At 66.6% G+C, this 26415-nt stretch carries 24 protein-coding genes and 1 rRNA gene; 19 read left to right on the plus strand and 6 right to left on the minus strand.

The window, feature by feature from the left end:
- The 7 genes from rrf to mnhG all read left to right on the plus strand — a co-directional run.
- Nucleotides 1-75: ribosomal RNA gene (gene rrf, locus ACI1US_RS06970) — 5S ribosomal RNA — on the plus strand; the annotation flags it as partial.
- A 213-nt stretch (nucleotides 76-288) separates the two neighbouring features.
- Nucleotides 289-3168: a Na+/H+ antiporter subunit A gene (locus tag ACI1US_RS06975; RefSeq protein ID WP_461639411.1), complete on the plus strand. Its 2880-nt coding sequence runs from the start codon at nucleotides 289-291 to the stop codon at nucleotides 3166-3168.
- A gap of 2 nt (nucleotides 3169-3170) precedes the next feature.
- A complete protein-coding gene (locus tag ACI1US_RS06980) occupies nucleotides 3171-3617 on the plus strand; it encodes a Na(+)/H(+) antiporter subunit C (RefSeq protein ID WP_461639413.1) in 447 nt (148 codons plus the stop codon).
- Entirely contained in the window at nucleotides 3614-5281 is a 1668-nt protein-coding gene (locus tag ACI1US_RS06985) for a Na+/H+ antiporter subunit D (protein WP_461639297.1), read from the plus strand. Before ACI1US_RS06980 ends, ACI1US_RS06985 begins: the two co-directional genes overlap by 4 nt.
- Nucleotides 5274-5834, plus strand: a complete 561-nt coding sequence (locus tag ACI1US_RS06990; protein WP_461639299.1) for a Na+/H+ antiporter subunit E — start codon at nucleotides 5274-5276, stop codon at nucleotides 5832-5834. Before ACI1US_RS06985 ends, ACI1US_RS06990 begins: the two co-directional genes overlap by 8 nt.
- Nucleotides 5831-6139: a monovalent cation/H+ antiporter complex subunit F gene (locus ACI1US_RS06995; RefSeq protein ID WP_461639301.1), complete on the plus strand. Its 309-nt coding sequence runs from the start codon at nucleotides 5831-5833 to the stop codon at nucleotides 6137-6139. Before ACI1US_RS06990 ends, ACI1US_RS06995 begins: the two co-directional genes overlap by 4 nt.
- Nucleotides 6132-6587 (plus strand): monovalent cation/H(+) antiporter subunit G, encoded by a 456-nt coding sequence (gene mnhG, locus ACI1US_RS07000; protein ID WP_461639303.1) that lies wholly within the window; start codon nucleotides 6132-6134, stop codon nucleotides 6585-6587. Before ACI1US_RS06995 ends, mnhG begins: the two co-directional genes overlap by 8 nt.
- Here the strand turns inward: mnhG and ACI1US_RS07005 are convergent.
- Both ACI1US_RS07005 and aceB read right to left on the minus strand, forming a co-directional pair.
- A complete protein-coding gene (locus ACI1US_RS07005; RefSeq protein ID WP_461639305.1) occupies nucleotides 6578-7876 on the minus strand; it encodes a zinc-binding dehydrogenase in 1299 nt (432 codons plus the stop codon). The genes mnhG and ACI1US_RS07005 overlap by 10 nt on opposite strands.
- 249 nt (nucleotides 7877-8125) lie before the next feature.
- A complete protein-coding gene (gene aceB / locus ACI1US_RS07010; RefSeq protein WP_416549458.1) occupies nucleotides 8126-9799 on the minus strand; it encodes a malate synthase A in 1674 nt (557 codons plus the stop codon).
- Nucleotides 9800-10054: 255 nt separating this feature from the next.
- Between aceB and ACI1US_RS07015 the strand changes: the two genes are divergently transcribed.
- From ACI1US_RS07015 to ACI1US_RS07030, 4 genes are all read left to right on the plus strand, one after another.
- A complete protein-coding gene (locus ACI1US_RS07015; RefSeq protein ID WP_461639307.1) occupies nucleotides 10055-11524 on the plus strand; it encodes a helix-turn-helix domain-containing protein in 1470 nt (489 codons plus the stop codon).
- 154 nt (nucleotides 11525-11678) lie between these two features.
- The gene (locus tag ACI1US_RS07020; RefSeq protein ID WP_461639309.1) at nucleotides 11679-12131 is read left to right on the plus strand and encodes an FHA domain-containing protein; all 453 of its coding nucleotides are present in this window, start codon (nucleotides 11679-11681) and stop codon (nucleotides 12129-12131) included.
- Nucleotides 12131-12808, plus strand: a complete 678-nt coding sequence (ftsR, locus tag ACI1US_RS07025; RefSeq protein ID WP_461639311.1) for a transcriptional regulator FtsR — start codon at nucleotides 12131-12133, stop codon at nucleotides 12806-12808. The genes ACI1US_RS07020 and ftsR overlap by 1 nt, the downstream gene beginning before the upstream one ends.
- A 210-nt stretch (nucleotides 12809-13018) precedes the next feature.
- Nucleotides 13019-13540, plus strand: a complete 522-nt coding sequence (locus tag ACI1US_RS07030) for a MerR family transcriptional regulator (RefSeq protein ID WP_461639415.1) — start codon at nucleotides 13019-13021, stop codon at nucleotides 13538-13540.
- Between the two features lie 392 nt (nucleotides 13541-13932).
- On the opposite strand, the gene ACI1US_RS07035 is transcribed toward ACI1US_RS07030, so the two are convergent.
- The gene (locus ACI1US_RS07035) at nucleotides 13933-14733 is read right to left on the minus strand and encodes a ParA family protein (protein WP_461639313.1); all 801 of its coding nucleotides are present in this window, start codon (nucleotides 14731-14733) and stop codon (nucleotides 13933-13935) included.
- Between the two features lie 86 nt (nucleotides 14734-14819).
- Here ACI1US_RS07035 and def point away from each other — a divergent pair, with 86 nt between their 5' ends.
- Complete coding sequence (gene def, locus ACI1US_RS07040; RefSeq protein ID WP_461639315.1) at nucleotides 14820-15311, plus strand: peptide deformylase; 492 nt, start codon at nucleotides 14820-14822, stop codon at nucleotides 15309-15311.
- A 418-nt stretch (nucleotides 15312-15729) separates the two neighbouring features.
- On the opposite strand, the gene ACI1US_RS07045 is transcribed toward def, so the two are convergent.
- Nucleotides 15730-17559, minus strand: coding sequence for an AMP-dependent synthetase/ligase (locus tag ACI1US_RS07045; RefSeq protein WP_416549459.1), 1830 nt, complete (start codon nucleotides 17557-17559; stop codon nucleotides 15730-15732).
- Between the two features lie 138 nt (nucleotides 17560-17697).
- On the opposite strand from ACI1US_RS07045, the gene ACI1US_RS07050 reads away from it, so the two are divergent.
- Nucleotides 17698-18372 carry a lysophospholipid acyltransferase family protein gene (locus ACI1US_RS07050; RefSeq protein WP_416549460.1) on the plus strand — a complete coding sequence of 225 codons (675 nt, stop codon included), beginning with the start codon at nucleotides 17698-17700 and terminating at the stop codon, nucleotides 18370-18372.
- A 148-nt stretch (nucleotides 18373-18520) separates the two neighbouring features.
- Complete coding sequence (locus ACI1US_RS07055) at nucleotides 18521-19903, plus strand: class II 3-deoxy-7-phosphoheptulonate synthase (RefSeq protein WP_416549461.1); 1383 nt, start codon at nucleotides 18521-18523, stop codon at nucleotides 19901-19903.
- 150 nt (nucleotides 19904-20053) lie between these two features.
- On the opposite strand, the gene pknB is transcribed toward ACI1US_RS07055, so the two are convergent.
- Nucleotides 20054-22051, minus strand: coding sequence for a Stk1 family PASTA domain-containing Ser/Thr kinase (pknB, locus tag ACI1US_RS07060; protein ID WP_461639318.1), 1998 nt, complete (start codon nucleotides 22049-22051; stop codon nucleotides 20054-20056).
- A 93-nt stretch (nucleotides 22052-22144) separates the two neighbouring features.
- Between pknB and ACI1US_RS07065 the strand changes: the two genes are divergently transcribed.
- Complete coding sequence (locus ACI1US_RS07065; protein WP_461639320.1) at nucleotides 22145-22492, plus strand: Rv2175c family DNA-binding protein; 348 nt, start codon at nucleotides 22145-22147, stop codon at nucleotides 22490-22492.
- A gap of 83 nt (nucleotides 22493-22575) precedes the next feature.
- On the opposite strand, the gene ACI1US_RS07070 is transcribed toward ACI1US_RS07065, so the two are convergent.
- Nucleotides 22576-23676, minus strand: a complete 1101-nt coding sequence (locus tag ACI1US_RS07070) for a polyprenyl synthetase family protein (protein ID WP_461639321.1) — start codon at nucleotides 23674-23676, stop codon at nucleotides 22576-22578.
- 72 nt (nucleotides 23677-23748) lie between these two features.
- Here ACI1US_RS07070 and ACI1US_RS07075 point away from each other — a divergent pair, with 72 nt between their 5' ends.
- The 4 genes from ACI1US_RS07075 (at nucleotide 23749) to ACI1US_RS07090 (ending at nucleotide 26410) form a co-directional block, all read left to right on the plus strand.
- Nucleotides 23749-24117 (plus strand): DUF3040 domain-containing protein, encoded by a 369-nt coding sequence (locus ACI1US_RS07075; protein ID WP_461639323.1) that lies wholly within the window; start codon nucleotides 23749-23751, stop codon nucleotides 24115-24117.
- A 292-nt stretch (nucleotides 24118-24409) separates the two neighbouring features.
- A complete protein-coding gene (mraZ, locus tag ACI1US_RS07080) occupies nucleotides 24410-24841 on the plus strand; it encodes a division/cell wall cluster transcriptional repressor MraZ (RefSeq protein ID WP_461639325.1) in 432 nt (143 codons plus the stop codon).
- A gap of 13 nt (nucleotides 24842-24854) precedes the next feature.
- Nucleotides 24855-25826, plus strand: a complete 972-nt coding sequence (rsmH, locus tag ACI1US_RS07085; RefSeq protein ID WP_461639327.1) for a 16S rRNA (cytosine(1402)-N(4))-methyltransferase RsmH — start codon at nucleotides 24855-24857, stop codon at nucleotides 25824-25826.
- A complete protein-coding gene (locus ACI1US_RS07090; RefSeq protein ID WP_461639329.1) occupies nucleotides 25823-26410 on the plus strand; it encodes a hypothetical protein in 588 nt (195 codons plus the stop codon). The genes rsmH and ACI1US_RS07090 overlap by 4 nt, the downstream gene beginning before the upstream one ends.
- Nucleotides 26411-26415 lie beyond the last annotated feature (5 nt).

Consider the following 26415-nt stretch of genomic DNA (forward strand, 5'->3'; position numbering starts at 1 on the left):
AACCCGGAAGCTAAGGCTGACAGCGCCGATGGTACTGCGAGGGGGACCTCGTGGGAGAGTAGGACACCGCCGAACAATTATTGGGGAAGCCCCCGGAGCATTGCTCCGGGGGCTTTTCGCATTTCTGGGCGAGACACCGCACCCTTGTCGGGAGTAGAAAGCAGCGCCAGAGAAAGAACACTGTCAGGGGATTGTTAGCTTCGGTCTTGGAAGCTCCCGGTTTCCGATAAACTGGACGTTGGACAAAGTTAGCGAAGCAGCGAAAGTGGGCAGCCAATGGGCGCGATGATGGGTGTTATCCTCCTTCTCGCGCTCGTGTCTCTCGTTACTCATCCCATTGTCAAGCGCCTCGGGCGTCGTGCGTTCCTCCTGCTGGCTGCCCTCATGGCCGCCGCGTTTGGCGTGTTCGTCACCCTCGCGGTCCCGGTGTTTGGGGGAGCGAACCTCGTCGAACACCTCGAGTGGATCCCCGCCCTCGACGTCGGAATCACCCTGCTGCTCGACCCGCTCTCCGCGCTGTTCGCGCTGCTCGTCACGGGTGCCGGAGCACTCGTGCTGCTCTACTGCGCGTTCTACTTCGACGACAACGAGCTCGGCATTCCCCGCTTCGCCGCCGTCTTCATGGGGTTCGCGACGAGCATGCTGGGCCTTGTCATCGCAGACAACGTCTACCTCCTATTTGTCTTCTGGGAAGCGACCACGGTCTTCTCGTTCCTGCTCATCGGCCACGTCTCCCGTCTGCGCACCGCGAACTCCGCAGCGCTGCAGGCGCTCATGATCACGACGCTTGGCGGCCTCTCGATGCTCGTCGGCTTCGTGCTGCTCGTGCACGCAGGCGGCACGCCGCTGCTCTCGGAGATTATCGCGAACCCTCCCGAGGGAACGATCGTCACCGTGGCCGTCTACCTGGTGCTGCTCGGCGCGCTCTCCAAGTCCGCGATTTTCCCGCTCCACTTCTGGCTTCCGGGTGCGATGGCCGCCCCGACCCCAGTGAGCGCCTACCTGCACGCCGCCGCGATGGTGAAGGCCGGCGTGTACCTCATCGCACGCATGAGCGAACCGTTCTCCGATGTGCCCGGCTACCGCTGGACGCTCGTGATCCTTGGCGGCATCACCATGCTGGTGGGCGGGTTCAGAGCGCTCAGGCAGTTCGACATTAAGCTCATCGTCGCGCAGGGCACCGTGAGTCAGCTCGGCCTGCTCGTCATGGTGATTGGCGTCGGCGACCCTCGCGCGACGTTCGCCGGCCTCGTGCTGCTCTTTGCGCACGCTGTCGCTAAGGCTCCGCTGTTCCTCGCGGTTGGCATCGTCGACTACTCTACCGGCGTGCGCGACCTGCGGCGGCTCAGCGGCATCGGCCGCCGCTTCCGCGGTCTCTTCGTTGTGTCGCTCGTCGCAGCAGCATCGATGGCCGGTGTTCCGCCCTTCTTCGGCTTCGTCGCCAAGGAGTCAGCGTTCACTGAGCTCCTCGAGGTGGGTCTGACACAGCCCGCGGCCTACGTCGCGCTCGCCTTTGCCGTCGTCGGCAGCATCCTGACGGTGAGCTACATGATCCGCTTCCTCTGGGGCGCTTTTGCGTCAAAGCCGGGCGTGCCCGACACCCCAATCGAGACGCGAGTGAGTCCGGCGATCGTCATCGCCCCCGCGCTCTTCGCGGCGATCGCCGTGCTCTTCGGCCTCGCATCGCAGCTGCTCGATCCTTTGGTGCGTGGCACCTTGCCCGAAACGACGCTCGGGTCTCCCGAGTACCTGAGCCTGTGGCACGGGTTCACGCTGCCGCTCGCGCTTTCCGCAGCGATCCTCGCACTCGGCACCCTGCTGTTCTTCCCGGCACGCAAGCTCGCGACGACGCTGCCGCCGCCCTCCGAGCGCTTCTCCGGTTCGCACGTGTACTGGCTGGCGACCCGCACGCTCGACACGATCGCGGTGCGGTTCACCTCGCTCACGCAGCGCGGCTCCCTGCCCTTCTACCTCGCGGTGATCCTCACGGTCGTCGTGGTGACGCTCGGTGGAACCGTGCTGTCCGTGCGGCAGTGGCCCGAGGAGATCGCGCTCGTCTCAAGCCCCGTGGACATCCCGATTGCAATCGTCATGATCGTCGCTGCTCTCTTCGCGATGCGCGCCCGCACCCGCTTCCAGGGCGGCCTGCTCGTCGGTGTGACGGGCTACGGGATGGCGACAATCTTCGCCCTGCACGGCGCTCCAGATCTCGCACTCACCCAGCTGCTCGTCGAGACCGTCACCCTTATCGCGTTCGTGCTCGTGATTCGCAGGCTGCCGGCACACATGGCGGAGCGGCCGAAGCGTGCCCCGCGATTCTTCCGGCTCGCGCTCGGTCTCGGAGTGGGCTTGGTACTCGGCGCAGTCGCCGTTGTCTCACTCGGGGCCCGAATCGCCGACCCGATCTCGCTGGGCTTCCCGCAGCTCGCCGTCGAAGGCGGGCACGGCTACAACGTGGTCAACGTCACGCTCGTCGACATTCGCGCGTGGGACACGATGGGGGAGCTCTCCGTCGTGCTCGCGGCCGCGACCGGCGTGGCCTCCCTCGTGTTCCTGAACACGCGCGTCGACCAGAGCCCGCACCTCTCTCGGCGAGCGGCGCGTGACGCTACGCGCGCACACCTGCTCAGGGTCGCGGACCCCGAGGATCCGGCAAGCCGCATGAACTGGCTGCTCGCCGGCTCGTACCTCAAGCCCGAGCGGCGCTCGATCATTCTCGAGGTCGTGGTGCGGCTCGTCTTCCACGGGCTCCTCATCCTCTCCGTGTTCCTGCTCCTGTCTGGGCACAACGCGCCTGGCGGCGGCTTCGCCGCCGGCCTGGTCGCCGGCCTCGCGCTGGTCGCCCGCTACCTCGCGGGCGGCAGGCACGAGCTCCGGGCGACGGTGTCGCTCGACGCCGGGCGTATCCTGGGCATTGGCTTGGCACTCGCGGTCACCATGGCGATTGTGCCGCTGTTCTTCGGCCAGCCCGCGCTCGCCTCGAGCTGGGTCGACGTCGACCTCGGCCCGTTCGGCACGCTCCCGCTTGTCACCTCGACGCTGTTCGACATTGGCGTGTACCTCGTGGTCTTCGGCCTGGTGCTCGACGTGCTGCGAAGCCTCGGCTCAGAGATCGACGAACACGAAGAGGCCGACAACGCTGAGTTCGCAGAGGAGGCCAGCAAGTGACCATGCCACTCGTACTTGTCGCCGTGATGGTCGTGATGTACACGGCGGGCGTCTATCTGCTGCTCGATCGCAGCCTTACACGCATCATGCTCGGCTTCCTGCTCGTCGGTAACGCGACGAACCTCCTCATCTTCCTCATGTCGGGGGAGTTCGGGGCGTCGCCGATTGCGGGCGGTGACGATGACATCAGCGATCCGCTGCCGCAGGCATTCATCCTCACGGCGATCGTCATCACCTTCGGTGTGAGCGCATTCCTCCTCGCGCTCATCTACCGCTCGTGGCGGCTCGCGCGTGTCAGCGATGACCACGTGGAAGACGACGAGGACGATCTCGCAATCGGCTCGGCCGAGACCCTCACGGCCGAGCAGGTCACCGACGAGGACCTCGAGGACGCGCCAGAGTTTGAAGAAGATGTGCCGGAAGACGAGACAGAGGGGGTACGCAAGTGACATTCCTCGTCCCGCTCGTGGTGCTGATTCCGCTCGTTGCGGCGGCGCTCGCGCTCGCCGTTCCGGGCCACCGCGAGTTGCAGCGCGGCATTACGCTCGTTGCCCTCACGGTGAGCTCCGCGCTCGGCATCACGCTGATGTTCGTCGTTGACCGGCTGGGCCCGCTCATCATGCAGGTGGGGGGCTGGGCGGCACCGTACGGCATCTCGCTCGTGGTGGATCGCGTCTCGGCGCTCATGCTCGCGGTCTCCGCGGTCGTGCTGCTCGCGGTCTTCATCTTCTCGATCGGCCAGGGCCTCGCCGACGGCGACAAAGAGACCCCGGTCTCCATCTACTACCCGACCTATCTGGTGCTCGGCGCGGGCGTGTTCAACGCGTTCATCGCGGGCGACCTCTTCAACCTCTACGTCGGCTTCGAGATCCTGCTGGTGTCGAGCTACGTGCTCATCACGCTCGGCGGGACCGCCGCGAGAATTCGCGCCGGTGTCACCTACGTGGTGGTGTCGCTCGTGTCGTCGATCCTCTTCCTCGCGGCAATTGGGCTCGTGTACGGCGCGACAGGCACCGTGAACATGGCGCAGCTCGCAACGCGCATCGCCGAGCTGCCGAGTGACCTCCAACTCCTGCTCAACTTGGCGCTGCTCATCGCCTTCGGCATTAAAGCCGCGGTGTTCCCGCTCGCGTTCTGGCTGCCCGACTCGTACCCGACCGCACCCGCGCCCGTCACCGCCGTGTTCGCGGGGCTGCTCACGAAGGTCGGCGTGTACGCGATTATCCGGACGCAGACGATGCTCTTCCCGGAGTCGAGCGTCGACCCGTTATTGATGGTGATCGCCGCGCTCACGCTCATCGTCGGGATCCTCGGAGCCATCTCCCAACTCGACGTGAAACGCATGCTCTCGTTCACGCTCATCAGCCACATCGGCTACATGATCTTCGGCATCGCTATCGCGAACGCCGCCGGATTTTCGGCGACGATCTACTACATTGCGCACCACATTATTGTGCAGACGACGCTGTTCCTCGCGGTCGGGCTCATGGAGCGCCAGGGCGGAACGACGTCGCTGTCGGGCCTCGGTGGCCTCATGCGCAGCGCGCCCGTGATTGCCGTGCTGTTCTTCGTGCCGATGCTGAACCTCGGTGGTATTCCGCCGTTCTCTGGCTTCCTCGGCAAGCTCGGCCTGTTCACCGCGGGTGCACAGCTCCAGACCCCCGGGGCGTACTGGCTCATCGGTATCGGCGCGCTCGTGTCGTTGCTCACGCTGTATGCGCTGGCCCGCGCGTGGGTGCTCGCCTTCTGGCGGCCGAAGCCCGCGGCTGCGCCCGTCGCGGAGCCCGTCAAACCGGTCAAGCCGCCGTCGACCGAGGCGCTCATGCTGCGCGCCCGTGAGGAGGCCATGATCGAGCGGCTCCACGACGCGCCCGACGCGGGCCCCGCGCAGGAGAAGCGCGGCATCCCGAAGCTCATGATCGCGGCGACAGCCGGCATGATCGGCGTGAGCCTCGTCCTCACCTTCGCAGCGGGCCCGCTGTTTGCATACGCCGACCGCGCGGGCGACGACCTCGCCCACCCCGAACGGCTCGCCTCACTCGTGCTCGACGGCGAGCACCCGAACGGCGGCAGTGGATCGACGGCAGCCCCGAAGGAGGACGCTGATGGCTAAGCGCTCACCCCGCACCGCGACCGGGCTCGAACTCATCGTCCGGTTCCACGAGCTGCCGCTGCTCGTCGGGCTCGTCGTGCTCTGGATGATGCTCTGGCAAGAGGCATCACTCCTGTCTCTCGTCAGTGGACTCGTCGTGTCCATCGTGATGATGCGCGTCTTCTACCTTCCGCCGGTCGCCCTCGCGGGGCGGTTCAACCCCTGGTACGCCGTGCGCTACCTCAGCTACTTCCTCTGGAACCTCGCGAGCGCCTCAATCGAGGTTGCGTGGCTTGCGGTGCGACCTGGGCCGGTGCCGAAGACCGCGATCATCGCGGTGCGGCTGCGCACGAGCTCCGACTTCATCCTCACGCTCGTGGGCCTCACGATCTCGCTCATCCCGGGGTCGCTCGTCGCCGAGGTTGACCGCTTCGGCTCGACGCTCTACCTGCACGTGCTCAACACGCCCTCGCAGAAGGCGATCACGAAGATGCGGCACGACGTGGCCACCATCGAACGGCTGTTGATCCTCACGCTCGGGTCGAAAGAGGAAGTACAGGCGGTGCGCGGATGACCTTCGAACTGCTCATGTTCATCATCGTGGGGGCGGGCCTCACCTTCACGGCGCTTGCGGCGCTCGTGCGGATCGTGCGCGGGCCGACGATCCTCGACCGCATGGTCGCCTCCGACGTGCTGCTGACGACCGTGATCCTCGCCCTCGGCGCAGACATGGTCGCGCGCGGCCACACCGATTCGATTCCCATCATGATCGCGATTGCCGCGACCGCAACGTTCGCGACCATCGTCGTCGCGCGCTACGTGAAGCGGCGGAGTGAGCAGGGGATCCCGGAGCAGAAGGGCGATGCAGGCCATGTTTGATCAGATTCTCGATATTGCCGCCCTCGTCTGCCTCGTGCTCGCGGCGCTGCTCTCTGCCGCAGCGGGCGTGGGGCTCCTGCGCTTCACCGACTCGCTGAGCCGGCTGCACGCCGCCACGAAGCCCCAGATCTTCGGGCTGTTGCTCGTGATCGCTGCGGTCGCGATCGACGAGCGATCATTCGGCGTGCTGCTCTCGCTCGTGCCGGTGTTCGTCTTCCAGGCGCTCACCGCGCCGACTGCCGCCCACATGGTGGGGCGTGCCGCGTACCGCACCGGTCAGCTCGACGGAGACACGATTCTCGTCGACGAGCTCGGGCCCGCAGTCGAGCGGGCGACGGCACGTGCGGCAGAGCAGGATCGCGAGCAGGCGCGCGCCGCGGCTGCCCGCGACCGGGAGCTTGACGCGCTCGACGCACTGAACGAGTCGGATCAGCCGCCTCAGGTGTAGCGACCGGGGGACTCTCCCGCGTGACCGATCCGGATCCCGACGCGCACCGCGCCTCCAGCGGCCGCGAGCGTTATCGCGTCGTCGAGTTCCCCGAGCGCACGCTCGGCCCCGACGAGCTCCCTGAACGGATAGGCAGTGTGCCGTTCGGCGAGGTATCTCACCGCTGCCTCGAGCTGCGCGGGGGTGTAGTTGTGGACGCCGCGAATGGTCTGCACGCCGCGCACGATCGCCTCTGGGTCGAGCGGAACTGTGCCGGCCGGCGCGACGCTGCCGACGAGCACCGCAACACCGCCGATGGCGAGGATGCCGAGCGCCTGGGAGACCGCGGACGCGGAGCCCGAGGCCTCGATGACCGCGTGCACACCGTCGGGCGCATGGTGCGCGGCGGCGTTGATGTCTGCGGCGTTGATCTCAGCGGCACCGAGCTCGGCGAGGACGCTGCTCAGTGATCCAGGCTCGCTGGCGTCGAGCAGCGGATCCGCAGCGGCGACCGCGCCGAAGCGAAGCGCGAGCGCGCGGCGGTGCGGGTCGGGATCGGCAGCGATCACGCGAGCGCCCCGGTCGCGCGCAATCGCCATCGCGGTGAGCCCGACGAGGCCCGCGCCCGTGACGAGCACGGTCGCCCCGGCGAGCTCGGTGACCTGGGCGGCGGCGTCGACCGCGGCGACGGCGGTTGCCGTGCCGCAGGATAGCGGCGCGGCGATCTCGACGGGGAACTCCTCGGGGATGACCGCTACGGTGGTGCCCGCAAGCAGCTGGACGTGGCTGGCGAAGCCGCCGCTGAGTTGCCACTCCGGCGCAAACCGCTCGTGGCCGAACTTGCGGAGGGTACGGCACTTCTGGGTGAGACCACGCTGGCAGCGGTCGCAGTCGCCGCAGCTCACCGTCAGCGACCACACCACGCGCTCGCCGAGCGCGAGTGGCTGCCCGTCCGAACGACTGGCTCCGGTGCCGAGCGCGACGACCCGCCCGACCTGCTCGTGTCCGAGGACGAGCGGCGCTGGCGCAGAACGCCGCCCGGAGACGGTGTGGAGGTCGGATCCGCACACCGTCGCGTACTCGATCGCGACGAGCGCGTCGCCGGGGCTCAGCTCGACGCTGTCGATCGCGACGGCCTCGTGCGCGGCGCCTGGCCGGGACCACACCATCGCGATGGGCCGAGGCGATAGCTCGGCTGGCGCTGGTGCTGGTGCTGGTGCTGGTGCTGGTGCTGGTGCTGCGGCTGCGGCTGCGGCTGGTGCTCGCGTGAGCGTCGGCGCGGGCGTGCGTTCTGAATCGGGGAGCGGCACAGGGTTCCTTCTCGCGTGTGGGGCTGTGGGCTTGCGGCCTCCTGGCGCGCGTGCAACTCACGAAAGGGTAGCGGGCTCGCGCAAACGGCCTGCGAACGCCTGGCGAACCAAGGGTGAACGCGCGGGCGCTGCGCCGCCCACCAACGCCACAGGGAGGGCCCCGTGTGGGGAGCCCTCCCTGTGTGGAGTGCCGGCGAGCGCGTGTTGCTTCGCCTGTTGCGCTTGCCGGGATTAGCGGGCTATGCCGGGCTATGCCGCGTCGACGAGGTACCGGCTGTACGCGGGAACGGTGAGGAACGTCGGGAAGGTGTCGCCGAGGGCCACGTCTGCGAAGAGTTCCGCGGCGTCGTCGTAACGGTCGCCCTCGAAGCGCTCGAAGCCGCGCACGGTCTCAGCGAGGATCTCCGTTACCCAGGCGCGGGTGATCTGCGTGCCGTCTGCGGTGCGCTGATCCTGATGGATCCACTGCCAGATCTGCGAGCGGCTGATCTCGGCTGTCGCCGCGTCTTCCATGAGGTTGTCGATCGCGGCCGCGCCGATGCCGCGGAGCCACGACTCGATGTAGCGCACGCCGATTGAGACGTTGTCGCGGACGCCCGCCTCGGTGATGTCGCGGCCGATGTGCACGTCGAGCAGCTGGGCGGCGGTCACCTCGACGTCGTCGCGCTGGCGATCCACCTGGTTCGGGCGGTCACCGAGCACGGCGTCGAACTCGGCCTGTGCGACGGGGATGAGATCGGGGTGTGCGACCCAGGTGCCGTCGAAGCCGTCGTTCGCCTCGCGGTTCTTGTCGGCGCGTACCTTCTCCTCGGCGAGCTGCGTCACCTCGGGGTCGCGACGGTTCGGGATGAACGCGCTCATGCCGCCGATGGCATGCGCGCCGCGCTTGTGGCAGGTCTTCACGAGCAGCTCGGTGTACGCCCGCATGAACGGTACCGTCATCGTGACCTCGCTGCGGTCAGGCATCACGAAGCGTGCGCCGCGGCCGCGGTAGTTCTTGATGATCGAGAAGATGTAGTCCCAGCGCCCCGCGTTCAGACCAGCCATGTGGTCGCGCATGACGTAGAGGATCTCCTCCATCTCGAACGCTGCCGGCAGCGTCTCGATGAGCACGGTCGCGCGGATCGTGCCGTGTGCGAGGCCGAGGCGCTCCTCGGTGTAGCTGAAGATGTCGTCCCAGAGCTTCGCCTCCTCGCTCGACTCGAGCTTGGCGATGTAGAAGTATAGGCCGGCGCCGTTGTCGACGAGCTGCTGAGCGTTGTGGAAGGCGTAGAGCCCGAAGTCCACGAGGCTGCCCGAGGCTGCGCCCGACTGACCCTGTGCGTCGGTGAAGCGGATGTGCTTCTCGACGAGGTGCCAGCCGCGGGGCCGCATCACGATCGTCGGCGTGCGCTCGGCAGTGATGCTGTAGTGCTTGCCCGGCTGGCCGTCGGTGCCTTCGCTCGTGTACTCGAGCTGGCCGCGGATCGCGTCGAACAGCGACAGCTGGCCGCCGATGACGTTCTGCCAGGTCGGGCTGGTCGCGTCTTCCTGGTCGGCGAGCCAGACGCGTGCGCCTGAGTTCATGGCGTTGATGGTCATCTTGGGGTCGGTCGGCCCGGTGATCTCGACGCGCCGATCCTCGAGCCCGGGAGCTGGGGGAGCGACCTGCCAGCTCGCGTCTTCGCGAATGTGGCGGGTGTCCTCGCGGAACTTCGGATCGCGGCCGTTGCCGATCTCGTAGCGCTTGCGCTGCCGGTCAGCGAGTCGCTCGTGGCGGGGGCTTGCGAACCGTGCGTGCAGCTCGGTGAGGAACGCGAGTGCCTCCGGGGTGAGGATCTCGTCTGAACGGTGGAACGGGCGGCCGTTGACCTCGAGGCGCGGCTCGTGGGCAGCGGGGGAGAAGGTGCGTGGCCGTTCGGTAGTCGCGGTTGAGGTGTTCATGATCGTGTCTTTCTCGTGGGTGAAGCCGGAGCCGTGAAGCTGGGTGCTGTGCTGGTGCTGCGGAGCCGCTTGGTGTGCTGCTGGTGCCCCGGATCAGGTTTCTCGCCGTTGAGAGCTGTGAACCTGTTTCCGGGGCGGAATCTGTGGTGTGCTTCTATCTTCGGCCCTGGTAACGCCCCAACCGCACACTTTGTAGCGTGAAATACTGCGATATTTCTGCTTGCCGAAAAATCTGGGGTCTGTCACCATGGGGACATGACCATGGAAGCAGGAGATCTCGCCGCCGCCGAGGCGGAAACTGACGCGGGTGACGCCCTCACCCTCGGCCGCCGTATCCGCGAGCGGCGTATCGAGCTGGGGATGACGCTCGAGCAGCTCGCGGCGGCCGTCGACCGCGCGCCCTCGCAGCTGTCTGCTCTGGAGAACGGGAAGCGGGAGCCCCGGCTCCCGCTATTGCGTGCGCTGGCTGGTGCCCTGCAGTCGACCGTCGATGAGCTGCTCATCGACGAGGCGCCGAGCGAGCGCGCGGCGCTTGAGATCTCTGTCGAGCGCGCGCAGCGCGGCTCGGTGTTCCGCTCGCTGGGGCTCCAGCCGATCCGCGTCTCGAAGACCGTGGGCGACGAAACGCTGCGCGCCATCATCGGACTGCATCAAGAAGTTGAGCGGCTGCACACCGAGCGCGCCGCGACCCCGGAAGAGGCGCGGCGAGCAAACACCGAACTCCGAGCCGGCATGCGCGTCGCCAACAACTACTACCCGGATCTCGAGAAGGCCGCCGCGCAGCTCCTCGACAGCGTGGGCTACTCGGGCGGGCCCGTGCTACAGCAGACGGTCGCGCGAGTCGCCGAGAAGCTCGGCTTCACGCTGCACTACGTCACCGACCTGCCGCACTCGACCCGATCCGTCATCGACCGCCGCAACGGCCGCATCTACCTCAGCGCGAACCTGCCGTCGCGGGACGCGAGGGCACCGATCCTCCGCGCCCTCGGCAGCCTCGTGTGCGGGCACGAGGAGCCGCGAAACTACGGCGACTTCCTCAAGCAGCGTGTCGAGGTGAACTATCTCGCCGGCGCGGTGCTGCTGCCCGAGGCGGCCGCCGTCGAGTCGCTGAAGGACGCGAAGAAGCGGCGCGAGATCTCCATGGAGGATCTGCGCGACGCCTTCGCCGTCTCCTACGAGATGGCCGCGCACCGCTTCACGAACCTTGCGACCGAGTGGCTCGACCTCAACGTGCACTTCATGAAGGCGCACGAGTCGGGAACACTCATTAAGGCGTACGAGAACGACGGCGTGCGCTTCCCGTCTGATGCGCTCGGCAACCTCGAGGGCGCGATGGTGTGCCGCAACTGGACCGCACGCACCGTCTTTGCGCAGCCAGACCTCTTTAATCCCTGGTACCAGTACACCGACATGGCGGCGGGCGGCACCTACTGGTGCACCTCGCGGCTGGAGAAGGCGAAAGAGGGGCAGTACTCGGTGAGCGTCGGCGTGCGCTTCGAAGACGTCAAGTGGTTCCGAGGGCGCGAGACGCAGCACCGCTCGAAGTCGTTCTGTCCGGACGAGCGATGCTGCCGCAGGGCGTCGAGCGAGCTCACCAACAAGTGGCAGGCTTCGGCATGGCCGGAGGCGGCGACCCCGACGAGCTTGCTCGCCGCGCTGCCAACCGGGACCTTTCCCGGGGTTGACTCGCACGAGGTGTACGAGTTCCTCGAATCGCATGAGTAGCCAGGGCGGGGTGTCTCGCACGGTGTGAGCCACCACCCGACAATTTGCCCCGCGTGTTGCGTGATCGGGGTGCGCTGAGGTGCCTCACTGCGATAGCGTAGGGGGAAAGTATCGGGGTGAATGCCCCGACGAGTATGAAACGGGTGAGGCAGTGGTGAGCGAGAAGCGGAACAAGGATACCGAGGTACGCGCCACGGAGCAGTTCCGTGAAGACTTGAACGCGATGATTCGCGCGCAGGTCACCGATCTCAATGTCGATGAGCTCGAAGCGGTGCAGTCGCTCCCCTCGGGAGCAGCCCTGCTCGTTGTGCGCCGCGGACCTGACCTTGGCGCGCGCTTCCTGCTCGACCAGGACGTCACGGTCGCCGGGCGACACCCCGCAGCAGACATCTTCCTTGACGACGTGACGGTGAGCCGTAAGCACGCCGAGTTCACGCGCAAGGGCACGATCTTCTCTGTGCTCGACCGCGGGTCGCTGAACGGCACCTACTGCAACGGTGAGCGGATCGAGGGTGAGGTCGTCCTCGAAGACGGGGTAGAGGTGCAGGTCGGCAAGTTCCGCTTCACCTTCTTCGCCTCACGCTTTGATCTTCCAGGCTCGTTTTAATGGGGGCCGCTTCGCTCCGTGCCGTTCCGGCAGGGCTGCTGAGCATCGGTCAGGTGCTCGCGACGTTGCAGGACGAGTTCTCGGACCTCACGCCGTCGAAGCTGCGTTTTCTCGAGGACCAGGGCCTCGTTGCGCCTGAGCGCACGAAGTCTGGCTACCGGAAGTTCTCGCAGGAGCACGTCGAACGGGTGCGGCTCGTGCTCACCCTGCAGCGCGACCACTACCTGCCGCTAAAGAAGATCGCCGAGGTGCTCGAGGATATCGACGCCGGCCGCGATCCCGTGATCCCCGGTGCGTCGCAGCGCAGCGCGTCGACGATCCTCTCATCGAAGCAGGTGCTCTCGAGCGACGAGCTTTGCCGTGCCACGGGCACGAACAAGCGCTTCCTTGGCGAGGCGATTGTGGCCGGGCTGCTGCCCGCCACTGAGGTGTTCCCATACGACTGCATTGCGCAGCTCACGGCGCTCGTGAAGCTCGCTCAGGCCGGCCTCACGCCGCGCCACCTGCGGTCGCTGCGCGTGGCAGCCGAGCGCGAGGCAGAGATGCTCGCGCTTGCTGTGTCCTCGCGTGGCGAGAAGCAGGGATCCCCGAGCGCAGTCGACGGCTCGCTCGAGCTCGTCGAATACCTCGAAACCGTGCGCTCCGGCGTGTTGCGCAGGAAGTTTGGCGCGCTCTAATTCGGCGAGATTCCGCTGATTTCTCAACTTCAAGTTGAACCTTAAGGTGTGTCTCGCGAAATCGCTGCCCGCGGTCGTTGCCAGAGAGCCTGTACGCCGATAGCGTTAGGTGAATTGAGCACAGTGCGAGAGAGGGACGTCATGGAGCATATCGAACCGCCATTCGGCGGTAGCGGTAACGGTACAAACGAGTACCTGGATTCCGCAGAGATGCTCTTCAGCGACGGCCTGCCGCAGCCGAACATCGACGGTGGTTTCAAGGGGGCCGTCGCCGCTCGCGCGGCCGGCATCACCTACCGCCAGCTCGACTACTGGGCGCGCACCGGGCTCGTCGAGCCCACCGTGCGCGAGGCAAGCGGCTCCGGCTCGCAGCGTCTCTACGGCTTCCGTGACATCCTCGTGCTGAAGCTCGTGAAGCGGCTCCTCGACACCGGTATCTCGCTGCAGCAGATCCGCACCGCCGTCGCTCAGCTCCACGCCGCCGGTGTGCACGACCTCTCGCAGACCACGCTCATGAGCGACGGCGCGAGTGTCTACCTGTGCACCTCGAACGACGAGGTCATCGACCTCGTGAGCCGCGGCCAGGGTGTCTTCGGCATCGCGGTCGGTAAGGTGCTCCGCGAGGTCGAAACTTCGCTCGTCGATCTCGACGAGCACCGTCAGAAGGGTGCAGAGGCACCCGCCGCAAGCGACGAGCTCGCAGCGCGCAGGGCGGCCCGCAAGACCTCGTAGCTGGCCCTGAGCCTCCTGTGTGGCTCTGAGCATCCTGAGCCTCCTTGAGCGGTTTTGCGCCTCCTGAGCGGTGCCCCGTGTCTCTCGGAATCGTGTCACCCCTGGCATCCTCTCCGACCCTATTTATTCAGACCGACCCCTGCGAGGGGCGTAAATGGGTCGGAATGGATTAATCGGGGCCCTTGGGACTCGCGCGGGGTTCACGGTTCAAGCGCGGCGGTAGTCGGATCGACCGCATGAGCGCATGCAGGAGCAGCAGGCATGCAGGAGTAGCAGGCATGCAGCAGCAGTAGCAGTAGCAGTAGCAGGCACGCAGGATCAGGCACGCAGGAGTAGAGGGTACGCGGCCTGTCGGGAAGGCGCGCGGCGAACCTCAGGGTGTGGCTGCGCGTTTACTTGGCTGCTGCTGCGGCCGCTGAGCGGAGCACGCGGTCAAGCACGAGGTCGAAGTTCGCTGCCATCTCCTGCGCGGGCTCGCCCGGCCAGAGGTGCACCGGCTTCGCGGCACCCTGTGCCTGCTGCAGCGCGGGGCGCTCGGGCAGCTGCGGGTTGAGCACGAGCGGCCCGAACATTTCGCGCAGCTCGCGGATACGGAACTGGTGCTCCATTGACTGCGGCTGGACGCGGTTGATGAGGATGCCGAGTGGCTGCAGTCGGGGGCTCACGCCGCGGCGGATCTCCTCGATTGCGCGGAGCGCGCGGTCAGTGGCTGCGACAGCGAAGAGGCTCGGCTCGGTGACGATGAGTACGCGGTCGCTCGCGGCCCACGCTGTGCGGGTGAGGGCGTTGAGCGAGGGTGCGGAGTCGATCACGACGAGGTCGTAGTCAGCCTCGACGGTTGCGAGGGCTTCCTCGAGCTTCCAGATGTCGCGTGCCGACGGGTGCGGTCCGTCGAAGTTGATGGCCGAGGGGCTGCCCACGAGCAGGTCGATCTTGCCGCCCTCGTGGAACTCGTTCCAGCCGCTGGGAGCGATCGCCGAGCGGACGACCTTCTCCTTCGGGGACTCGAGCACATCGGCGATGTTGGCGTACCCGTCCGGATCAACCGCAAGGCCGGTCGAAACGTCCGACTGCGGGTCAAGGTCCACGACAAGGGTGCGAAGGCCACGCGAAAACGCTGCCGACGCGATGCCGAGACTCACGGTCGTCTTTCCTACGCCACCTTTGAGGGAGCTGACACTCAATACATGCACATTTCGAGCTTACTGGATTCCGGTTGGAAACGGTTGGGTGTTCTCCGTACGTCGGGCAAATCTCGGTCACCCGATAGCATCTATGCATGGCAAAACGCGAGATTCGACTGTTTGGGGACCCGGTGTTGCGCACCGTGTGTACGGAGATTACGGAGATCGACGCTGGCGTGCACGCCATGGTCGCAGATCTCTGCGAAACCGTGGACGAGCCCGGGCATGCCGGGCTCGCATCGACGCAGATCGGGTACACCCAGCGCGCGTTCAGCCTCCACATTGACGGGCAGATTGAGTATGTGCTCAATCCGGAGCTCGTCGAGGTCTCGGGGGAGCCGCAGCTCACGGGCGAGGGGTGCCTCTCCGTTCCTGGCCTGTGGTTCGACGTCCTGCGTTACCCGTATGCGAAGGTGCGCGGCATCGATCTGCAGGGAAACGAGATCTCTGTCGAAGGCGAAGGGCTCAAAGCGCAGGCGCTGCAGCACGAGTGCGATCACCTCGACGGCAAGCTGTACATCTCCAGGCTTGAGCGGGAGGCGCGCGGGGAGGCCATGCGGCAGATCCGCACCGCTGACTGGTTCTAAGCGAGCGCGCGGCGACGAGCGCGAGAGCCGCAGTTGCCGCTGAGGCGGCTCTTCATGCCTGAGGGCGTCGCCCTGAGCGATCACAAGCGCCCCTGAGGTGGGTGCCAGAGTGAGTACTTCCGAAGAGCGACCGCACGCAGCCGTGGGCCCCGGCATGCATCGGTAGCCCCACGCACGCATCCGTAAGCCCCGGTTTAATCCATTCCGACCCGTTTTAAGCCCGTGCAAGGGTCGGAATGGATTACACGGGGAGGACACGGGGGCCGGGGTGGCTCCACGCGCGCACCGGGCGCGCAGCGGAAGCGCGCGCGACCTACCGCAGACGCAGAAGGCGGCCCCCAGAACGAATCTGGGGGCCGCCTTTCTGTGCTTACAGCTTGCCCTGTAGCCTGCGCTGCGGGCGCGAAGCAGCTGCGTGCTAGCGCTGCGTCTGCACGAAGTCAGTCTGCGGGTTCTCCCCGTAGATCTCGGCGATCTCGGCCGAGAAGTCGCGCATGATGTTGTCGCGCTTAATGCTCATCTTCGGGGTGAGGTGGCCGTTGGCTTCGAAGAAGTCGGTCGGCAGGATCACGAACTTTCGGATCGACTCTGCCCGCGAGACGAGAGCGTTGCCACCGTCGATCGCGCGCTGCACCTCGGCGAGCACCTTCGGGTGCTTCGACGCCTCGAGGATTGTCATCGCGGGATCCTCGTCCTGGTTCTTCAACCACGCGGGGAGCATCTCGGCGTCGAGGGTGATGAGCGCCGCAATAAAGGGCTTCTGGTCGCCGACGACGACGACCTGACTGATGATCGTGTTCGACCGAATCGGATCCTCAAGCGCTGCCGGTGCGACGTTCTTGCCGCCGGCGGTGACGATGATCTCCTTCTTGCGGCCCGTGATCGTGAGGTAGCCGTCGGAGTCGAGCGAACCGAGGTCGCCCGTGCGGAAGAAGCCGTCTTCGGTGAACGCTGCTGCGGTCGCCTCGGGGTTGTTCCAGTACTCCTTGAAGACGTCGATGCCCTTGACCTGGACCTCGCCGTCCTCGGCGATGCGCACGGTGTGCCCGGGAAGCGCGGGGCCGACGGTGCCGATCTTGAACTTGTCGGGCAGGTTCACGGTCACGGGGGCCGTGGTCTCGGTGAGGCCGTAGCCCTCAAGGATCTTGATGCCGAGGCTGCGGTAGAAGTGACCGAGGTAGGGGCTCAGCGGAGCCGATCCCGACACTGCGTTCTTCACGCGTCCGCCGAGCTTCTCGCGGAGCTTCGCGTAGACGAGCTTGTCGAACAGTTTGAACTTCATGTTCAGCATGAACGGAACCTTGCCCGCGTCGAGCGCCTCTGAGTGCTCGACGGCTACCTTTGCTGCGGCGGTGAAGATCTTGCCCTTGCCGTCGGCGGCGGTGCTCTGCTCTGCCGAGTTGTAGACCTTCTCGAAGACGCGGGGGACCGCGAGCAGGAACGACGGGTGGAAGGTGCTCAGCGCGGGCAGCAGCTGGCTGGTGTCTGCCTGGTGGCCAACACGCACGCCGGCGTGCACGCAGAGGATCGAGATGAACCGCGCGAACACGTGCGCGAGCGTCACGAAGAGCAGCGTCGAAGCGCCGGGCTCCTGCACGAGCGAGGAGAGCGCGCCCGCCGAGTTGCGGGAGAGATCCACGAAGTTCGAGTGGGTGAGCACGCAGCCGCGGGGGCGGCCGGTCGACCCGGAGGTGTAGATGAGGGTCGCGATATCGGCGCCGACCGCGAGATTGCGGCGACGGTCGATCTCGGCGTCTTCAACCGAGGCGCCCTGCTCGCCGAGCTGTGCGACGGCACCCTCGTCGATGCGCCACACCTGCTTCATCTCGGTGAGTTGATCCTCGATCTCGGCAAAGCGGGCGTGCTGCTCGCCGGTCTCGATGATGAAGTGCTTCGCGCCTGAGTCTTCGAGGATCCAGTGGATCTGCAGCGCGGACGACGTCTCGTAGACGGGAACCATGACGGCGCCCGTGTAGAGGATCGCGAAGTCGACGAGCGACCACTCGTAGCTTGTCTTGCACATGAACGCGACGTGGTCGCCTGGCTGGACACCCGCGGCGACGAGGCCCTTCGCGAGCGAGACGACTTGCCGACGGAACTCGGTGGCGCTGATGTCGCTCCAGCCGCCGTTCGACGGCGTGGCGAACAGGGCCAGGTCTGGCGTAGCGGCAACCCGCTGCTCAAGAAGATCGGTAATGTTGTCTTCGGGAACCGGGGGAATGAGCAGTGGTGTTTCTGACAGCTTCACGGCAACTCCTTTGTACCTTGTGTCGGACGCTTCCGCGGCTGTTCGGCCGCAGGCATGTATGTTGAACAGCCTATCTCTATGCGCCTGTGGATGCGCGGCTCCGCTATTCTGAAGGCCTACGAAGGGAACCAGCTCACTTTGCTCTACTGGATCTTTAAACACCTGATCGTCGGGCCATTCCTCAAGGCGGTATACCGGCCGTGGGTGGAGGGAGCCGAGAATATTCCGGCCACGGGGCCCGTAATCCTTGTTGGGAACCACCTATCGGTTATCGACTCGTTTTTCATGCCAATCATGATTGATCGCCGCGTGTACTTCCTCGCGAAGAGCGAGTATTTCACCGGCAAAGGCCTGAAAGGCTGGCTCGTGAAGACGTTTATGCTGGCCGTCGGGCAGCTCCCGATTGATCGCTCGGGCGGCAAGGCGTCGGAGGCGTCGCTGAATACCGCGCTCCAGGTGCTGGATCGCGGAGACGTGCTCGGGATCTACCCGGAGGGCACGCGCAGCCCCGACGCGCGATTGTACCGCGGCCGCACGGGCGTGGCGCGCATGGTGCTCGAATCGGGAGCCACCGTTGTGCCCGTCGTGATGGTCGACACCGAGAAGGCGATGCCAATTGGCGCCAAGTTCCCGAAGATCCGCCGCATCGGCACGGTCATCGGAGCTCCGATGGACTTCTCGCGGTTTGCTGGCATGAGCGCGGATCGCTTCGTGCTGCGGAGCGTGACCGACGAGATCATGCTTGAGATCCAGAAGCTCAGCGACCAGGAATACGCCGACGTCTACGCGTCGAGCGTGCGACAGCGCGGCTAGACCACGCGTCGAGCGTGCGGCGGCGCGGCGTCGTAGCGCCGTTCGCTCTGGGCATCGCCCGGGCATTCCCAGCTGACCGGGCGTGTTGGGTAGGCTTGAGCGGGGCCGTCACCCAGGACGGCACACTTGAGATATACACGGGATGGCCATGAACGCAGTAAGCGTAGAGACCCTGACGGCGCAGCAGACCTTCGAGCAGCTCGATACCTATCGTGCACTCGTCGCGAAGCAGCAGCCGAGCTGGCCCGACGCTGCTGCCCTCGAGTATGCGAAGCAAGAGCTTTCGACGCAGCCGCCGCTCGTGTTTGCGGGCGAGGTCGACCAGCTGCGCGAGCGCCTCGCGGCCGCGGCGCGCGGTGAGGCGTTTCTGCTCCAGGGCGGCGACTGCGCTGAGACCTTCGAAGCGGCGACCGCCGACAAGATCCGCGACCGCGTAAAGACGCTGTTGCAGATGGCCGTCGTGCTCACCTACGGCGCGTCGATGCCGGTGATCAAGGTGGGCCGGATGGCCGGCCAGTTCGCGAAGCCGCGCTCGAGCAACGACGAGACCCGTGAGGGTGTCACGCTGCCCGCCTACCGTGGCGACCTCGTGAACGGGTACGACTTCACCGAGGCGTCGCGCACGGCCGATCCGAGCCGACTGGTGCGCGGTTACCATGTGTCCGCGTCGACGCTGAACCTCATTCGCGCGTTCACGCAAGGGGGGATGGCTGACCTGCGCCAGGTGAACTCCTGGAACCAGGGCTTCGTCTCGAACCCCGCGAACCAGCGGTACGAGGCGCTCGCGACGGAAATAGACCGCGCTCTGCGGTTCATGGATGCGTGCGGGGTGGATCACACCGCGCTCACCCAGACCGAGTTCTACGTGAGCCACGAGGCGCTGCTGCTCGATTACGAGCGTCCGCTCGCGCGGATCGATTCGCGCACGGGCGAGCTCTACGGCACGTCGGGGCACATGCTCTGGATCGGCGAGCGCACCCGCGACATCGACGGCGCGCACGTCGACTACCTGTCGAAGCTGCGCAACCCGATCGGCGTGAAGCTCGGTCCGACCGCCACGACCGACGACGCGATGCGCCTCATCGACAAGCTCGATCCCGAGCGCGAGCCCGGCCGCATCACCTTCATCACCCGCATGGGCGCTGAGAAGATCCGCGACGTGCTGCCGGGGCTGCTCGAGGGCGTCCGCGACGCTGGCGCGCAGCCTCTGTGGGTCACCGACCCGATGCACGGCAACGGCATCACGACCGCGAACGGCTTCAAGACGCGCCGCTTCAACGACGTGATGGACGAGCTGCTCGGCTTCTTCGAGGCGCACCGCGAGGTCGGCACGTACCCGGGCGGGATCCACGTCGAGCTCACCGGTGACGACGTCACCGAGTGCCTCGGAGGCTCGGAGAACATCGACGAGGAAGCGCTCGAGCAGCGCTACGAGTCAGTGTGCGACCCGCGCCTGAACCACATGCAGTCGCTCGAGCTCGCTTTCCAGGTCGCCGAAGAGCTCAAGCGCACGGTGGGCACGACCCGCTAGCGCGTCGCGCACGCAGCAGACCCCGCCCCGACGTTCATTCGCGGGGCGGGGTCTGCTGTGTGTTGGTCGCTGACTGTCGGCCACTGTGTGCCGGCCACTGTGTGCCGGGCGTTTCGAGCCGGCCGTTACGTGCTGGCCGCTACGTCCCGGCTACAGCGAGAGCTGCGACGTGACGCGGATCTCGGTGCCGGCCTCGACCCGTTCGCCGGCGGCGGGTGTGCTACCGGTTGCGCGGGCGAGGCCGCGGAGCGCCTCGGGGACGAGCGTGGTGGGGGAGAACCCTGCCCCGGCGAGCGTGTCCATGGCCTCCTGCAGGCCGAGGCCGGAGATGTCGGGGATCTCGAAGAGCTCGGGCCCCTGCGAGATTTGCAGCCCGACGGCATCGCCCGGGCGCACGGGGTCGGTGAGCCAGATGATCCCGATCACCTGCCCCTTGGGCACGTCGTCACTGATGACCTCGGTATTGCTCGCGCTGTCGACCACGAGCTCGCTCTTCGCGAGTGCCTCGGTGGCCTGCTCGACGCTCATGCCGCCCACCTCGGGGGCCGGGCCCGCAGAGAGGATCAGGTTGATCGTGCTGCGCTCCGGGAGGGTCTCGCCGAGCTCGGACTCGTCGCCGTCAAGCGCGCCGAGCACCTCACCAGCTGCGGCGCCCGAGAGCCGGGTGTCGGTGATCTCGCCGAACGTGAACTTGCTGTCTTCGATGAGCTTGATCGCATCGTCCTGTGACAGCCCCACGAGGGTGGGGACGGGGAGCAACTGCGGGCCCGTCGACTGGCAGACAGTGACCTCACTGCCGCGGTCGAGACGTGTACCCGGCTCGGGAGTCACGGCCGCCGCGAGCCCGACCTCGACCTCGAGGCTTGCGCACTCGGATGCCACGACCACGAGATCAAGCTGTTCGAGTGTCTCCTGGGCTGCAGCCATGGTCTCGCCCGTGAGGTTGGGCACGGTGACCTTCGAGCCGGGGCCCTGCCCAAACCAGAGCGCGACGCCCCCGGTCGCGAGGAACAGCACGGCGAGCACGGCAGCGGTGATGAGTCCGCGACGCGAGCGGCGCGCGCTCTGCGCACGGACCCGTTCGACGTCGCCCTCGTGGGCCGGAGCAGCGCCGGTGCCGCTGGTGCCACCGCCGTTGCGCGCCCCCGTGAGCGTGCCCTGTTCTGCACGGTTGAGGATCGACGTCGACGGCGTGAGCTGCGTTGTCGCGGGCGCGCCGAGTGCGGCGGTGCCCGGGAGCACGCTCGTTTCCGAGAACTCGGTGGTGCCCGGCAGTACCGCGGTCGCGAGCGCCTCGGGGAAGCCATACGGGTCTTGGCGCAGCTCGCGCATGTGCACGAGCGCCTCGCCGGCGTTAGCGGGGCGCAGCTCGGGGTTTCGCTGGGTGAGCCAGACCACAAAGCTGTCGAGGGCCGGTGTCGAGACGTCGCCGGCAGACGAGGGAGCGGGCACGTCTGAGTGGGCGTGCTGGTAGGCGATCTGCATCGGCTGCTCGCCGGTGAACGGCTGCGTGCCCGTGAGCATCTCGTAGAGCATGATGCCGAATGCGTACAGGTCGCTGCGCTCGTCTGCGATGCCGCGGGTGACGAGCTCGGGTGAGAGATAGGCGATGGTGCCGAGCAGCGCCTGCCCGGTCGTCGTGTTTGCGCTGACCGCGCGAGCGAGGCCGAAGTCGCCGATCTTGATGCGGCCGTCGTCGACGAGCAGCACGTTCTCGGGCTTCAGGTCGCGGTGCACGATCCCGGCGCTGTGCGCCGCAGCGAGGCCCGCGAGCACGGCGTCACCGATCTCGAGGCTCTGGTCGAGGGTGAGACGCTGCTGCTGCTTCAGGAGCTCGCGCAGGGTGATGTTCGGCAGGTACTCCATCACCAGGTACAGCCGCCCGAGGTCTTCGCCCTGGTCGAAGACATTCACGAGGTTCGTGTGCGAGAGTCGTGCGGCGCTTCTGGCCTCGCGGTCGAAGCGGCGCGTAAAGTTCTCGTCTTCCGCGAGGTGCTCGTGCATGACCTTCACGGCAACGCGGCGTTCGAGCCGGAGGTCGTGCGCGAGGTAGACCATCGCCATGCCGCCGCGCGCGATCCTTGAACGGATCACGTATCTCGCATCGAGCGTCTGCCCGATCAGCGGATCGATGGGAGGAGGAGTCACGCCGAAAGTCTACGGAATTTCGAGGTGGCGAGTGTTGCCGCGCGCCGGTGTTCACGGATTGCGCTTATGGAAACACGCTGGCAGAGTTAATGTGTGCCAGAAACTAGCGGAACAGATCGCTCCTATTACACCATTAGCCAAGTTGCAGAGCTCCTCGGGTTCTCTGTGAGTAAGGTGCGCCGCCTCATCGAGGATCACCACCTCGGGGCCGTGCGCCGCGACGGGGCCCTCATGGTGCCCACCGAGTTCGTGCAGGGCAATGAGCCGCTCCCGTCGCTTCGCGGCACGCTGCTCGTACTGCTCGACGCCGGCTTCTCCGACGATGAGTCGATGGAGTGGCTCTTCAGCGTGAGCGAGGAGCTCGGGGAATGCCCGATCGACTCGCTCGTAGACGGGCGGAAGAGCGCGGTGCGCAGGGCAACCCAGTCACTCGCCTTCTAGCAGTGACATGACAGAAGCCCAGGATCCCGAACGGGATCCTGGGCTTCTGTCGTTCACCCGGGTAGCGGGTCCGCGGGCTCGCGCTACGAAGTTCGCTGCGCTGCTCGCTCGGCGAGCACGTTGAGTCGAGCGATCGCGTCGCTGTCGAGCGTTGCGGCGTCGAGTGCTTGGTGAGCGCGCTCAATGTTGCGGGTGATCATCGTCTCGACCTGCTGCTCGGCTTCGCTTCCGCGGATGGTGCGCTGCAGCATGGCGACCTGCTCTTCGTCGAGGTCGGTTCCGAGCAGGTCGTCGAAGATGCGGCGCTGGGTGCCTGGGAGGGCTTCGCGTGCGAGCGTGACGAGGACCGTGCGCTTGCCCTCGATGAGGTCGTCGCCGCTCGGCTTGCCCGTGACGTTCGTATCACCGAAGACGCCGAGGAGGTCATCGCGCAGCTGAAACGCCACGCCGACGGGAAGCCCGAAGCCGGCGAGCGCCTCTTCCTGGGCGGTGCTCGCGCCGGCGAGGGCGGCCCCGATGAGCAGGGGAGCTTCGACGCTGTACTTCGCCGACTTGTACACGAGCACCCGGGTCGAGCGGTCAAGCTGCTCGGAGTGCTCGGCAAAGCCGCCCCGCTGCTCCTCGAGCACGTCGAGGTACTGTCCGAGCGCAACCTCGCTGCGCATCCGGTTGAAGTGCGCGCGGGTGGCGCGTGCGGCGTCACGGTCGGCGATCGTGTCGCAGGCGCGGCTCATGAGCTCGTCTGACCACGACTGCAGCAGGTCACCGAGCAGGATCGCGCTCGAGATGCCGAAGTGCTCGGGGGTGTTGCGGTAGCCGTGGCGCTCATGCAGGCCCGCGAACGTGCGGTGCACCGAAGGCCGACCCCGGCGGGTGTCGGAACGATCGATGACGTCGTCGTGGATCAGCGCCGCAGCGTGAAAGAGTTCGAGTGAGCAGGCGACGTCGAGGAGCGCCCCAAACTCGGCGTCGATGGGGCCGTCGATGTCTAGGGGGCGAACCGCGCGGTATCCGTGCACGGCGAAGAGCGCGCGAAAGCGCTTGCCTCCGGTGAGGAAGCTCTGAGCCTCGTCGAGCAGCGGCGCGGCGTCAGGACCCAGCGGCTCCAGCCCTTCGCGATGCGCGTCGATTGTATCGTTCAGTCGCTCCTGTATAAGGCCTGCGAGTCTCGTCGTTTCGTCCACCCGACTAGCCTATCCGGGAGGAGAAGCCGTAAACTGGTAGGAAAGACTTTTCTTGAGGGTGAAGGGGGCATTATGGCGCTGTCAGAACACGAACAGCGGCTGCTCGACGAGATGGAGCGCAGGCTCTATCAGAGCGAGGCAGATCTGCTTCCCGCGTCGACGGGCGTGCAACGTCGTTTCAACTATCGCTCGCTCGTGCTCGGCACGCTACTCGCGCTCGCCGGCATTGGCATGTTGATCGGGGGCGCGGCGATGCAGCAGCTGTGGCTCGGTCTCCTTGGCTTCGGCGCAATGCTCGCCGGCGTGCTCGTGATGTTCTCGAAGCGCACCGAGGTTGAGCCCGAACAGTTCAACGCCAGCTCACGGCCGCAGGCCGAATCAAAAGAGTCCCTGACTGACCGGATGGAACGGCGCTGGGACGAGCGCATGGGCGGCCAGTAGCCCCCCACTTTCCTCCACACGGGTCGCAGCTTACGCTGCGGCCCGTTTTTTTGTGCCTAAAAGCTGGCGCGCGGCACCCCCAGACGGGGTGCTTCCCAGGCCTCCGCAGGCGGTATCTGGCCCCAACGCGACCAAATTTGCGAGAAAGCCGTATTCCACTCCACTTTGCTCCACCAATAAATAACAGGTCGATAGTGGAGTTTCTTGGAAACTTGGCGCAAATTTATGAGAAAAGTGGAGGGAAGTGGAGTAGCGTGGGAGAAACGTAACTGCGGCGGGAGGGGAGTGGACCATGTTTCTCGGTACGTTCACCCCGCGCCTCGACGACAAAGGGCGGTTGATCCTCCCCGCGAAGTTTCGTGACGAGCTCGCAGAGGGCCTCGTCATCACCCGTGGCCAAGAGCGCTGCCTCTACGTCTTCAGCGAGAGCGAATTTGCGTCGATGCACGAGCGAGTGCGGCAGGCACCCCTCACCTCGAAGCAGGCTCGCGATTACCTCCGCGTGTTCCTCTCGGGCGCTCACCCAGAGACCCCCGACAAGCAGCACCGCGTCACCGTCCCGCAGAGCCTGCGCGACTACGCGGGGCTCGATCGCGAACTGGCCGTCATCGGAGCAGGCTCGCGGGCCGAGATCTGGGACGCCGCTGCGTGGGAGACGTACCTCACCGAACAAGAATCAGTCTTCTCCGACATTGAAGAGGAGGTGATTCCCGGCATGTTCTAGCCGGGAACACCGAATGGACGAAATCATCCCTAGAAACCCAGCCGAGCTGCACACCTCGGTCATGCTCGAGCGCTGCGTCGAACTGCTCGCGCCCGCCGCCAGTCGCGCAGGCGCGTTCGTCATCGACGCAACCCTCGGCATGGGCGGCCACACCGAGGCGCTCCTCGAGCGCTTCGATGGGCTCACCGTGATCGGGCTTGACCGCGACACCGAGGCGCTTGAGCTGGCCGGAAGCCGCCTCGCCCGCTTCGGCAGCCGCTTCGTACCCGTGCACGCCGTCTACGACGACATTGACTACGCCCTCGAGCAGGCCGGCGCCGGGGGCCTCGACGGTGCGCTGTTCGACCTCGGCGTCTCCTCGCTTCAGCTCGACGACGCGGACCGCGGCTTCGCCTACGCGCAGGACGCGCCGCTCGACATGCGTATGGACCAGACGAGCGGCCGAACCGCGGCCGAGATCCTCGCAGAAGAGCCCGAGGGCAGGCTGCGGGAGCTCTTCGAACGCTACGGCGACGAGCCGCTGGCCGGCCGCTACGCGCGCGCAATCATTGCCGCACGCAGGGTGACGCCGCTTGTGCGCTCGGGCCAGCTCGTAGACGTGCTGCAGGAGGCAACGCCCGCCGCGGTCGCGAGCAAGCGCCACCCCGCCAAGCGCGTGTTTCAAGCGCTCCGTATCGAGGTGAACGGCGAGCTTGCGACGCTCGAGCGGGCAATCCCCGCCGCGATCGACCGCCTGAATCTTGGCGGACGGCTCGTCGTCATGTCCTATCAGTCGCTCGAGGACCGCATCGTGAAGCGGGCGCTGCAGGCACGCAGCCGCTCGACCGCCCCGCAGGGGCTTCCGGTGGAGCTCCCCGAGCACCGCCCCGAGCTGCGCATCCTCACCAAGGGGGCGGAGCTCGCAAGCGAGGCGGAACGCGAGATCAACCCGCGGGCCATCCCAGCGCGGCTCCGCGCCGCTGAACGAGTAAGGGAAGTGTCATGAATGCAACAGTTCCCGTCGAGGGAGATTCGATCCACCTCTTCGGAGCGGCGGCGCCCGAGCGCGAGACCTGGGAGGAGCGGCGGACCCGGCTCCGCCCAGTTGACGCCCCCGCGCCCAAGCCCCGCAAGAGCCCCGTGCTCGGCGCGATTGTCGCCGTTGGCGTGATCCTCGGGATCTTCGCGGCGCAGCTCGCCCTGAGCATTCTCGTGTCGGAGGGCGCCTACGAGAGCCGTGCCCTGAGCATCGAAGAGCGCGATCTCGGTCGCGTCGAGCGCGTGCTGTCGCAGAACCTCGACAAGCTCGCTTCCCCACAGAACCTCGTGGAAAACGCAGGTGCCCTCGGCATGGTCCAAAACGTCGCTCCGGCGACGATGCGGCTGAGCGACGGCGCGATCCAGGGCTCGCTCGACTCCGCAACTCGTGAGGCGAGGGCCAACCTCGTCCCGAACGCGCAGCTTGACGCGCTGCCCGTCGTCGACACCCGCGGGCTCCTCGCGAGCCGCACGGCACCGCAGGTGCCCGCCGCCGACGCGGCAGAGGCCGTCGCCTGGCAGGGTAAACTTCCCGCACCGGAAACCCACTAACGACC

Source organism: Leucobacter sp. BZR 635, assembly GCF_048061935.2.
Lineage (GTDB): Bacteria > Actinomycetota > Actinomycetes > Actinomycetales > Microbacteriaceae > Leucobacter.

What these genes read in the sequence shown, in the direction of transcription:
- ACI1US_RS06975 (WP_461639411.1), top strand. Translation starts at nt 289, where the DNA reads ATGGGTGTTATCCTCCTTCTCGCGCTCGTGTCTCTCGTTACTCATCCC.
- ACI1US_RS06980 (WP_461639413.1), top strand. Translation starts at nt 3,171, where the DNA reads ATGCCACTCGTACTTGTCGCCGTGATGGTCGTGATGTACACGGCGGGC.
- ACI1US_RS06990 (WP_461639299.1), top strand. Translation starts at nt 5,274, where the DNA reads ATGGCTAAGCGCTCACCCCGCACCGCGACCGGGCTCGAACTCATCGTC.
- ACI1US_RS06995 (WP_461639301.1), top strand. Translation starts at nt 5,831, where the DNA reads ATGACCTTCGAACTGCTCATGTTCATCATCGTGGGGGCGGGCCTCACC.
- mnhG (WP_461639303.1), top strand. Translation starts at nt 6,132, where the DNA reads ATGTTTGATCAGATTCTCGATATTGCCGCCCTCGTCTGCCTCGTGCTC.
- aceB (WP_416549458.1), bottom strand. Translation starts at nt 9,799, where the DNA reads ATGAACACCTCAACCGCGACTACCGAACGGCCACGCACCTTCTCCCCC.
- ACI1US_RS07015 (WP_461639307.1), top strand. Translation starts at nt 10,055, where the DNA reads ATGACCATGGAAGCAGGAGATCTCGCCGCCGCCGAGGCGGAAACTGAC.
- ftsR (WP_461639311.1), top strand. Translation starts at nt 12,131, where the DNA reads ATGGGGGCCGCTTCGCTCCGTGCCGTTCCGGCAGGGCTGCTGAGCATC.
- ACI1US_RS07030 (WP_461639415.1), top strand. Translation starts at nt 13,019, where the DNA reads ATGCTCTTCAGCGACGGCCTGCCGCAGCCGAACATCGACGGTGGTTTC.
- def (WP_461639315.1), top strand. Translation starts at nt 14,820, where the DNA reads ATGGCAAAACGCGAGATTCGACTGTTTGGGGACCCGGTGTTGCGCACC.
- ACI1US_RS07055 (WP_416549461.1), top strand. Translation starts at nt 18,521, where the DNA reads ATGAACGCAGTAAGCGTAGAGACCCTGACGGCGCAGCAGACCTTCGAG.
- ACI1US_RS07075 (WP_461639323.1), top strand. Translation starts at nt 23,749, where the DNA reads ATGGCGCTGTCAGAACACGAACAGCGGCTGCTCGACGAGATGGAGCGC.
- mraZ (WP_461639325.1), top strand. Translation starts at nt 24,410, where the DNA reads ATGTTTCTCGGTACGTTCACCCCGCGCCTCGACGACAAAGGGCGGTTG.
- rsmH (WP_461639327.1), top strand. Translation starts at nt 24,855, where the DNA reads ATGGACGAAATCATCCCTAGAAACCCAGCCGAGCTGCACACCTCGGTC.
- ACI1US_RS07090 (WP_461639329.1), top strand. Translation starts at nt 25,823, where the DNA reads ATGAATGCAACAGTTCCCGTCGAGGGAGATTCGATCCACCTCTTCGGA.